General features: G+C 73.7%; 6 protein-coding genes. 4 read left to right on the top strand and 2 right to left on the bottom strand.

The window, feature by feature from the left end; all coding sequences use genetic code 11:
- Both CCN35_RS00445 and CCN35_RS00440 read right to left on the bottom strand, forming a co-directional pair.
- Positions 1 to 2952 (bottom strand): glycosyltransferase family 2 protein (locus tag CCN35_RS00445; RefSeq protein ID WP_086791142.1); only part of this gene is annotated, 2952 nt, incomplete at its 3' end.
- Positions 2953 to 3129: 177 nt separating this feature from the next.
- Entirely contained in the window at positions 3130 to 3393 is a 264-nt protein-coding gene (locus tag CCN35_RS00440; protein ID WP_067396720.1) for a WhiB family transcriptional regulator, read from the bottom strand.
- Between the two features lie 750 nt (positions 3394 to 4143).
- Here CCN35_RS00440 and CCN35_RS00430 point away from each other — a divergent pair.
- From CCN35_RS00430 to CCN35_RS00415, 4 genes are all read left to right on the top strand, one after another.
- Positions 4144 to 4683, top strand: a complete 540-nt coding sequence (locus tag CCN35_RS00430; protein ID WP_086791138.1) for a cysteine dioxygenase — start codon at positions 4144 to 4146, stop codon at positions 4681 to 4683.
- Between the two features lie 99 nt (positions 4684 to 4782).
- The gene (gene cofD / locus CCN35_RS00425; RefSeq protein ID WP_067396724.1) at positions 4783 to 5742 is read left to right on the top strand and encodes a 2-phospho-L-lactate transferase; all 960 of its coding nucleotides are present in this window, start codon (positions 4783 to 4785) and stop codon (positions 5740 to 5742) included.
- Positions 5739 to 7073, top strand: a complete 1335-nt coding sequence (locus CCN35_RS00420; protein ID WP_067396726.1) for a coenzyme F420-0:L-glutamate ligase — start codon at positions 5739 to 5741, stop codon at positions 7071 to 7073. Before cofD ends, CCN35_RS00420 begins: the two co-directional genes overlap by 4 nt.
- Before the next feature lie 96 nt (positions 7074 to 7169).
- The coding region (locus CCN35_RS00415) for a DNA-3-methyladenine glycosylase family protein (protein ID WP_425444270.1) at positions 7170 to 8133 on the top strand (964 nt) is incomplete at its 3' end.

Here is an 8133-nt window from a genome sequence, read left to right as displayed (position 1 = left end):
TCCGGCGGCGACCGGCCGGGCTGCGCCGGAGCCGGACACGATGGCGGCGCGCGAGACCTCCTGGTTCACCCGCCACAGGGCGCTGCCGTCCTGCTGGCTGAGCCGGGTCAGGCCGGGTGTGGCGTCCAGGACGCGGCTGACCTCGCGGGGCGCGCCCTTGTGGACGAGGACGTAGCGCACGGCGAAGCCGCCGAGCTGGTCGGCCTGGTCGGCGCCGGAGCCCGCGACCAGGTTGGCGACGACCTTGTCGAGGGCGCTGTTCCTGCCGTTCGCCAGGGCCAGTTCGGCATCGCCCATGCGGGCGCCGGAGCCGCGGACGAGCATGTAGCCGACGCGGCCGGGCGAGTCGCTGTCGAGGACCAGGGTGCGGACCTGGTCGCTGGTGTTGCCCTCCTCGGCGACGAACGCGGGCACCTGCACGGGGTCGCGCCGCTGAAGGGGGCCGTCGGCGCCGCGGATCATCCAGCCGCTGAGGACGAGCAGGGGACCCGCGGCCGCGGCGAAGGCGATCAGCGCGGCGGCCGGCTGACGCCAGCCGAAGCTCTGCTCGGCCACACGTGCGCGTGCCCCGTCGGCGCCGAGCACGGCGGCGGCCAGAAGCGCGAGGCCGTAGACGAGGGTGGCCGGGCCGGCCGCCCAGGTGGAGCCGTTGGACAGCACCGCGAAGACGAGTGCCACCAGGGCCGCCGCCCAGGCCGCCTTGATCGCGAACCGCCGCTCGGCGCGCAGCAGGGCGGCCAGCGCGGCCAGGACGACACCGATGAGCATCAGCCCGTGCATCGTGCCGGGGCCGCCCGGGCCGGCGCCGAGCAGGTCGAGGGCGGAGGCGGCCGAGGGGCCGTACTCCAGCCCGGCCTCCTGGAAGAAGCCGAACGGCAGCAGCGTCAGCGACCAGGGGGCGAGGATCAGCAGCGGGGTGCCCAGCTGGGCCAGGAAGCGCAGCGCGTACGCCACGATGTCGCCGCGGTGCACGACCAGCACGCCGAGGCCGAGGACGAACGCGAGGGGCCACACGATGGGCGTGAACGCGGTGGTGACGGTCAGCAGCAGGGCGTACGTCCAGGTGGCGCGCCAGCTGCCGCGGGCGCCGGAGGGGTCGGCCAGGCCGCCGGCCGCGACGCCGGCGCGGGCGATGAGCGGCAGCAGCACGGCCAGGACCGCGGTGCCGATGCGGCCTCCGGCCAGTGCGCCGGTGGTGGCGGGCAGGAAGGCGTAGACGACGGCCGCCCAGGCGCGCAGCAGGCGCGAGGGGACGAGCGGGCGGGAGGCGAAGTACGCCGTGATCCCGGCCAGCGGCACCGAGGCGACCAGCAGAAGGGTGACCGCGAGGCCGGTCGAGCCCAGCAGCAGGGAGGACAGCAGCGCGACCATCGCCAGGTACGGCGGCGCGGACGAGGTGCCGCCGACCCCGACCGGATGCCAGGAGTCGAGGTAGCGCGCCCACAGCTCGGAGGAGGCGGCCGGGGCGGGCAGCAGGGCGCCGCCGGCGAGCGCGCCGACGCCGTACAGGCCGCGGCAGGCGACCAGGGAGACGGTCACCAGCAGCAGGAAGAGCACCGGGCCGGGCCTGCGGGCGAGGCGCTTGAGGCGGGCGAACCGCTCGACCTCCAGATAGGCGGTGTCCTCGCCGCCGGGCCCGGACACGAGCGCGCCGCCGTGCCGGCCGACCGAGGAGACCTCGGGGTCGGAGCGGCCGACGAAGTTGCTCGCGATCTGTTCGAAGGTGACGCGGAGGGTGGCGCCCGGCGGCGGGAACAGCGGCCGCATCTCGCCCTTGTCGACCAGGGGCTTGCCGCGTCTGCGCCGTCCCGCGACGATCCGCTCGGGCCGCAGCAGGACGCCCATCAGTCCGCGGATCTCGTCGACGGCCTGGCCCGGCACCTTGCCGACGATGTAGGCGAGGGTGCGCAGCAGGGTGCCCAGCACCAGCCTCAGCAGCACCCAAGGCAGCGCTGCCGTACGGGTGTTGACCAACAGGGTGTAGACGGCGCCGGCCTTGTCCACCTTGTGCGGGGACGCGGCGGTGCGGCCGACGCAGTCGACGGTGCGGCGCTCGCGGGAGGCGGCCTCGGCGTGCCGCACGACGGCGTCGGGGGCGACCAGGACGCGGTAACCGGCGGCGTTGGCGCGCCAGCACAGGTCGACGTCGTCGCGCATCAGGGGCAGCCGCTGGTCGAACCCGCCCAGCTCCTCGAAGATGTCACGCCTGATCAGCATTCCGGCGGTGGACACCGACAGCACGGGCCGTACGTGATCGTGCTGGCCCTGGTCCTGCTCCCGGCGGTCCAGTCCGGTCCAACGGCGGCCGGAATTGGCGATGCTGACGCCCACTTCGAGCAGCTGCCTGCGGTCGTACCAGCCGCGCAGCTTGGGGCCGACGACCGCCACGTCGTCACGGCCGAGTTCGTACTCGTTGTCGACGACCCTCAGCAGCTGGGCCAGGGCGTCGGGTTCGGGAGCACAGTCGTCGTGCAGCAGCCACAGCCACTGGACCGGCTCCCCGTACGGCAGTTCGGGCAGGTCGTAGGCGTCGTCGCGCCAGGTGCGCGTGGCGGGGTCCCAGCCGCTGGGGCGCTTGAGGTACGGCAGGTCGTCCGGGGTGAGGACCGGGGCGACGCGGAGGGCCTCCTCGACGGCCTGGCCGAAGCCGGTGCGCCGGGCCAGGTGCACGACGCGGTCGTCGCCGAGGGCGTCGGTGACCATCTGCGCGGAGTCGTCCGCGCTGCCGGTGTCGGCCGCCACGGCGTACTGCACGGGGCGCTCCTGGCCGAGCAGGCCGGCGAGGGCGTCGGGCAGCCAGCGGGCGCCATCGTGGGAGACGAGAACAGCGGTGACGACATGCCGCGGGTACTCCGGTGCGCGGCTCGGGTCGGACGCCGTCGCGCGCGCGGGGTCGGACGGCGCCGCGGCAGCGACGTCGTAATGGGCTGCCGTATGGCTGTGCACGGACATCGAGATACGGCCCCGGTTCGGTGGACTGCGGTGGACGCCTGTGCCCGGTGGGGCAGGGGCGCCTTGGACGAGCGTCCACACTATCGGCTGGCCAGAACGACGGCCCGCCGCCTGTGGACAACCCACCGGCGACGGGCCGTTCGTGACGTGTGCAGGGGATGTGTGCGAAACGTGCGGTCAGACGGCCGCCTTCTTCAGGCGGCGCCGCTCGCGCTCGGACAGGCCGCCCCAGATGCCGAAGCGCTCGTCGTTGGCGAGGGCGTACTCGAGGCATTCGGAGCGCACCTCGCAGGCGAGGCAGACCTTCTTGGCCTCGCGGGTGGAGCCGCCCTTCTCGGGGAAGAAGGACTCGGGGTCGGTCTGGGCGCACAGCGCGCGCTCCTGCCAGCCGAGTTCCTCGCCTGCGTCGGCGACCAGCAGTTGCTGCACCAGCTCGGTCATGTGCGCCCCTCGTCTGTCTTTTCGCGTCCCCGTGATGTAGCCGTTACCTTTCCCGGCTGAACGACACGAGTGAAATTACAAGTGTGCTGCTCCGGGCGAGTCAAGCCGAGATCTGCTATTGAGCCCCTTATTCACTCTCCGGAACCAAGCCCGCCGAGAAAGTGTTCAAATCACCTTAAACCCAGGCACATGGCCGGGGTCTCAAGGGCCTCGCACCTCTGTACGGAGCCCTCACGAAGGAGTGACGCCCGGGGCTTCGATCCCGTTCCAGCACGCACGCCGAAGCGATTCAGATCACGGCGAGATCACAGGATCGCAACGGCGTCCGTGTGCCCGGCATGTGCGCCATGTGTCCCGGCCGGGCCACGAACAAACCTTTCCTCTGCGAGATGAACCGGATGAGGTGAACCACGTCCCACATTCCGGGCGCCAAGTTGACAGTGCAGGTGTGAACCGCTGTCCTGTTGGGCATGCTCGCGAACTTGGCACTCGTCCCGACCCGCCCCGCCGGGTCCCTCGGTGCTGCCCACGTTCGCCGCGGCTGTCGTTGTCGCTGTTGCTGTTCCGGCTGTTGAGCCTCCGCTGAGCCGCCACGCGCACGCGTGCTCCAGCCGCCGTCCGGGCCTCTGCGCGCCCGGCGTCCGTTCTCCCAGGTCTCCCCGACCTCCCTGTTCCTGTTCCTCTTCTTCCTCTCCCTCCTCTTCTTCTCCTCTCTTATCCACCGTTCTTCACCGAGGCCCCCCCACGCGCATGAACAGCGACAACGACCTTCAGATCGCCGGCGACATCCTCGAAGTCCCGCACCTGCTCCAGCCGCCGCGCGAGCACCCGTCCACCGTGGCCGAGTTCGCCGGTCTGGCCCGCTCCATCGCCGCCGACCGCGCCCACTGGGAGCCTCTCGTCCGCTACGACGCGACGACCCGCTGGTACCACCGGCTGCGCACCGGCCCGGGCTATGAGGTGTGGCTGCTGTCCTGGGTGCCCGGGCAGGGCAGCGGACTGCACGACCACGGCCCCTCCTTCGGGGTGCTCACGGTTCTGGACGGCGAGCTGACCGAGCGCGCCGAGGGCGGCACACGCGTACTGGGCGCCGGCGCGCAGCGCGTGTTCGCGCCGGGGTACGCGCACGAAGTCGTCAACGACACGCTGGAGCCGGCGGTCAGCCTGCACGTGTACTTCCCCGGCCTGACCGAGATGCCCATGCACCCCCGCTCCTCCCTCCGGGACCTCAGCGCCGCTGCCCGGCACACCGGGGCCTGCACCGGCCCGGTGGACGCCGTCGGCGCCTGAGACGCCCGGGCCCCGCCCGTCCCGGACGCCCCGTCCGGCGGGTGCCGCGGCCGGCGACCGTGCGACGTCCTGTCCGCCCCGCCTGCAAGACTTGGCCCCATGCGGATTGTGGTTCTGGCAGGCGGTATCGGTGGTGCCCGGTTCCTGCGCGGTCTGAAGCGGGCCGTGCCGGACGCGGACGTCACGGTCATCGGCAACACCGGCGACGACATCCACCTCCACGGGCTGAAGGTCTGCCCGGACCTGGACACGGTGATGTACACGCTCGGCGGCGGCATCAACGAGGAGCAGGGCTGGGGCCGGGCCGACGAGACCTTCCACGTCAAGGAGGAACTCGCGGCGTACGGCGTGGGACCGGACTGGTTCACTCTCGGCGACCGGGACTTCGCCACGCACATCGTGCGCACCCAGATGATCGGCGCCGGGTACCCGCTGAGCGCGGTCACCGAGGCACTGTGCGACCGGTGGAAGCCGGGGGTGCGGCTCATCCCCATGACCGACGACCGTGTGGAGACGCATGTCGTCGTCGAACTGGACGGTGAGCGCAGGGCCGTTCACTTCCAGGAGTACTGGGTGCGGCTGCGGGCGTCGGTGCCGGCCCGGGCGGTCGTCCCCATCGGCGCGGAACAGGCCAAGCCGGCCCCCGGGGTGCTGGAGGCGGTCGCCGAGGCGGACGTGATCCTCTTCCCGCCGTCCAACCCCGTCGTCTCCATCGGCACGATCCTCGCGGTGCCCGGCATCCGGGAGGCCGTCGCCGGTGCCGGGGCTCCGGTGGTCGGTCTGTCCCCCATCGTCGGCGACGCGCCCGTGCGCGGCATGGCCGACAAGGTCCTGGCGGCGATCGGTGTGGAGGCCACGGCCGCCGCGGTGGCCGAGCACTACGGCCCGGAGCTGCTGGACGGCTGGCTCGTCGACACCGTCGACGCGGCCGCGGTGGAGCGGGTGGAGGCGGCCGGCATCCGGTGCCGGGCGGTTCCGCTGATGATGACCGACGTCGAGGCCGCCGCCGCGATGGCGCGGGAGGCGCTGGCACTGGCCGAGGAGGTGCGGGGAGCATGAGCGAGGCGACGGCGTCCGCGCGGACGGACGCGTCCGCACCGCAGGTGCGGGTCTGGGCGGTGGCCGGGATTCCCGAGGTGCGGCCGGGCGACGACCTGGCGAAGCTGATCGCCGCCGCGGAGCCCGCCCTGGCCGACGGGGACGTGCTCCTGGTCACCTCGAAGATCGTCTCCAAGGCGGAGGGCCGGATCGTCGAGGCGGCCGACCGGGAGGCCGCGATCGACGCGGAGACCGTACGGGTCGTGGCCCGGCGCGGGCCGCTGCGGATCGTGGAGAACCGGCAGGGGCTGGTCATGGCCGCCGCCGGGGTCGACTCCTCCAACACTCCCCCGGGCACGGTGCTGCTGCTGCCCGAGGATCCGGACGCCTCCGCGCGCGCGATCCGGGACGGGCTGCGCGACCTCCTCGGTGTCACGGTCGGGGTGATCGTCACCGACACCTTCGGGCGGCCCTGGCGCACCGGGCTCACGGACGTCGCCATCGGCGCCGCGGGCGTCCGCGCGCTGAACGATCTGCGGGGCGGCACGGACGCGCACGGCAATCCGCTGAACGCCACCGTCGTCGCCACCGCCGACGAACTCGCCGCCGCGGGCGACCTGGTCAAGGGCAAGGCCGCCCGTCTGCCCGTCGCCGTGGTGCGCGGGCTGGGGCACGTGGTGACCGAGGAGCACGGGCAGGGAGCACGGGTCCTGGTGCGGGACGCGCGCGACGACCTGTTCCGGCTCGGGACCTCCGAGGCCGTACGGGAGGCGGTGACCCTGCGGCGCACCGTGCGGTCCTTCACCGACGCGCCGGTCGACCCGGCCGCGGTCCGGCGCGCGGTGGCCGCGGCGGTGACCGCGCCCGCGCCGCACCACACCACGCCGTGGCGGTTCGTGCTGCTGGAGTCGGCGCGGACGCGGGCGCGTCTGCTGGATGCGATGCGGGACGCCTGGATCGCCGATCTGCGGCGGGACGGAAAGAGCGAGGAGGCGATCGCCAAACGGATCCGGCGCGGGGACGTGCTGCGCAACGCGCCCTGTCTGGTGGTGCCGTGCCTCGTCATGGACGGTGCGCACACCTACGGCGACGCGCGGCGGGACGGTGCCGAGCGGGAGATGTTCGTGGTCTCCGCCGGGGCCGGGGTGCAGAACTTCCTGGTCGCCCTGGCCGGGGAAGGGCTCGGCTCGGCCTGGGTGTCCTCGACGATGTTCTGCCGGGACGTGGTGCGCGAGGTGCTGGGGCTGCCGCGGGACTGGGATCCGATGGGAGCGGTCGCGGTCGGGCATCCGGCCGAACCGCCGAAGCCTCGGCCGCAGCGGGACGCGGAGTCGTTCATGGTCACGCTGTGACCGCCCCGTCCGCCCGGCCGCCCGGGCACGCGGAGCACCGTTCGCTCCTTCGTCCCTCCTTGTCCCTTCGTCCCTTCGGCTCCCGGGAGCTTCCTCGTGGCAGGACGTTTCGCCCCGCGGCCCGCCCTCTCCCCCGGCCCGGGCGGTGCGGGAGACATGGGCGGGGGCCGTGCGCCCGGCGGGCGGACCGGCGTGTCCAGGGGCACGGGTGCGGAGGTGCCGCGGCAAGCCGCCGCACCGGAGGGGGTGCGGACCTGGGTGCCGGACGGGCCGCTGGATCTGGGGCTGGTGCTCGGGCCGCTGCGCCGGGGACCGGGTGACCCCACGTTCCGGGCGATGCCCGACGGATCGGTGTGGCGGGCCGTCCGGACACCGCTCGGTCCCGGGACGCTGAGGGTGTCCGCGCGGGGCGGGCAGGTGTGCGGGGAGGCGTGGGGGCCGGGGGCCGAGTGGCTGCTGGAGCAGCTGCCCGAGCTGCTCGGGGCCGCCGACGACCCGTCCCTGTTCGTGCCGCGGCACCGGCTGCTGGCCCTGACGCGGCACCGGCGGCCGGGGCTGCGGCTGACCCGGACCGGGCTGGTGATGGAGTCGCTGATCCCGTCGATCCTGGAACAGAAGGTGACGACGGCCGAGGCGTACGCGGCATGGCGGACGCTCGTGCAAAAGTACGGGGAACCGGCGCCGGGGCCCGCTCCCGGGCGGATGCACGTCATGCCGGCGCCGCGCACCTGGGCGCTGATCCCGTCGTGGGAGTGGCGCCGGGCCGGGGTCGACGACAAGCGGGCGTCGACGGTGCTGCGGGCGGTGCGGCTCGCCGCACGGCTGGAGGAGACGGTACGGATGTCTCCGGCGGCGGCGCGGGAACGGCTGGAGCTGGTGCCCGGGATCGGGCCGTGGACGTCGGCGGAGACCGTGCAGCGCAGTCATGGTGCGCCGGACGCGGTGACAGTCGGGGATCTGCACCTGCCGGGGATCGTGGGCTACGCGCTGGCGGGGAACCGGTGGGCCGACGACGCGGAGATGCTGCGCCTGCTCGAGCCGTACGCGGGGCAGCGGCACC

Source organism: Streptomyces thermovulgaris (assembly GCF_002155915.1).
GTDB classification, from domain to species: Bacteria; Actinomycetota; Actinomycetes; order Streptomycetales; family Streptomycetaceae; genus Streptomyces; species Streptomyces thermovulgaris.
This window is presented reverse-complemented; position numbering and strand designations above follow the sequence as displayed.

What these genes read in the sequence shown, in the direction of transcription:
- CCN35_RS00440 (WP_067396720.1), bottom strand. Translation starts at nt 3,393, where the DNA reads ATGACCGAGCTGGTGCAGCAACTGCTGGTCGCCGACGCAGGCGAGGAA.
- CCN35_RS00430 (WP_086791138.1), top strand. Translation starts at nt 4,144, where the DNA reads ATGAACAGCGACAACGACCTTCAGATCGCCGGCGACATCCTCGAAGTC.
- cofD (WP_067396724.1), top strand. Translation starts at nt 4,783, where the DNA reads ATGCGGATTGTGGTTCTGGCAGGCGGTATCGGTGGTGCCCGGTTCCTG.
- CCN35_RS00420 (WP_067396726.1), top strand. Translation starts at nt 5,739, where the DNA reads ATGAGCGAGGCGACGGCGTCCGCGCGGACGGACGCGTCCGCACCGCAG.